This window comes from Saccharomonospora iraqiensis subsp. iraqiensis (genome assembly GCF_000430445.1).
GTDB classification, from domain to species: Bacteria; Actinomycetota; Actinomycetes; order Mycobacteriales; family Pseudonocardiaceae; genus Saccharomonospora; species Saccharomonospora iraqiensis.
On record NZ_KE387062.1, the window covers coordinates 63,537 to 65,609 of the forward strand.

At 71.2% G+C, this 2,073-nt stretch carries 1 protein-coding gene; it reads left to right on the forward strand.

All coding sequences use genetic code 11. The features are described 5' to 3' along the window. Window positions 1-2,036, forward strand: a 2,036-nt coding sequence (locus ACTIR_RS26335; RefSeq protein ID WP_084789330.1) for an ATP-dependent Clp protease ATP-binding subunit, incomplete at its 5' end; no start/stop codon positions are given. Between the last annotated feature and the right edge of the window lie 37 nt (window positions 2,037-2,073).

Below are 2,073 nucleotides of genomic sequence, written 5' to 3' on the forward strand. Positions count from 1 at the left end.
CCGGCGGGGGCGACGGCTCCCACGGCTCGGACGGCTCCGGCGGGTCCGGCGGCTCGGGCGACAGCGACACCCCGACGTTGGACTCCTACGGCCACGACCTGACCGCACGCGCCCGTGCGGGCGAGCTGGACACGGTCATCGGCCGGGAGACCGAGATCGAGCAGACGCTGGAGATCCTGGCCCGGCGCACCAAGAACAACCCGGTGCTGCTCGGCGAGGCCGGTGTCGGCAAGACCGCCATCGTCGAGGGCATCGCCCAGCGCATCGCCTCGGGCGAGGTGCCCGAGCTGCTCACCGGCAAGCGGCTGGTGCAGCTCGACCTGTCCGGCATGCTCGCCGGCACGCGCTATCGCGGTGACTTCGAGGAGCGCATGAACAAGGTGCTCGACGAGATCACCGAGCACTCCGACGAGCTGATCGTGTTCCTCGACGAGATCCACACCGTGGTCGGTGCGGGCGGTGCCGAGGGTGCGGTGGACGCGGGCAACATGCTCAAGCCGAAGCTGGCCCGCGGTGAGCTGCACGTGGTCGGCGCGACGACGCTGGACGAGTACCGGAAGAACATCGAGAAGGACGCGGCCCTGGAGCGCCGTTTCCAGCCGGTGACGGTGGACGAGCCGAGCGTCGAGGACGCCGTGGCGATCCTGTCCGGGCTGCGCGAGGCCTACCAGCAGCACCACAAGGTGACCTACACCGACGACGCGATCACCGCGGCGGTGGAGCTGTCCGCCCGGTACCTGCCGGACCGCCAGCTGCCGGACAAGGCCATCGACCTGCTCGACCAGGCCGGTGCCCGGCTGCGGCTGAGCCGCACCACCGGCGAGGACCGCGAGCGGATCCGGCAGCGGCTGGAGGATCTCGAACGGCAGAAGGACGGGGCGGTGTCCGAGGAGGACTACGAGCGGGCCTCGCAGCTGCGCGACGAGATCACCGGGCTGCAGCGCACCCTGGACGGCGCCGGGCAGGACGCCCCGGACGCGACCGAGACCGGGGACACGGTGACGGTCGAGGAGATCGCCGAGGTGGTCTCCCGGCTGACCGGCATCCCGGCCAGCACGCTCACCGAGCGGGAGAAGCAGCGGCTGCGGCGGCTGGAGTCCGAGCTGCACCAGCGGGTGATCGGCCAGGACGACGCGGTGACCGCGGTGTCCCGGGCGGTGCGGCGCAACCGCACCGGCATGAACGACCCGGACCGGCCGGTGGGGACCTTCCTGTTCCTCGGGCCGACCGGTGTCGGCAAGACGGAGCTGGCCAAGGCGCTGGCGGGCTCGCTGTTCGGCGACGAGGACAACATGATCCGGCTGGACATGAGCGAGTTCGGCGAGCGGCACACCGTCAGCAGGCTGGTCGGCTCCCCGCCCGGCTACGTCGGCTACGACGAGTCCGGCCAGCTGACCGAGAAGGTGCGCCGTCGCCCGTACAGCGTGATCCTGCTCGACGAGATCGAGAAGGCCCACCCGGACGTGTTCAACCTGCTGTTGCAGGTGTTCGACGACGGCAGGCTCACCGACGGCCAGGGCCGCACGGTGAACTTCACCAACACGGTGCTGATCATGACCAGCAACCTCGGCTCGGAGATCATCTCCAGCCGCTCGGGTGAGTTCGGGTTCAGCGGCCCCGCGCAGGAGCGCTCCGGCAAGGCGGTGCGCGACCGGCTGATCGGCAAGCTGCGGGAGTCGTTCCGGCCCGAGTTCCTGAACCGGGTGGACGAGATCGTGGTCTTCGACAAGCTGGGCCAGGAACAGCTGCGTGAGATCACCGACCTGCTGCTGAACGACAGCCGCGAGCGGCTGCACGCGCAGGAGATCGCCGCGGAGTTCACGCCGGAGGCGATCGACTGGCTGGCCGAGCGCGGCCACCAGCCGGAGTTCGGTGCCCGGCCGCTGCGGCGGACGATCCAGCGGGAGGTCGACGACCGCATCGCCGACCTGCTGCTCGACGACGCGATCGGCCCCGGGGCGCGGCTGCGGATCACGCCCGACGCGGACGGTGAGCAGCTCGCCTTCGAGGTGACCCAGCCGGCCGCGACCGGCTGAGCCGCCGCGGCAACACCGCACGACACGAACGGCGGGG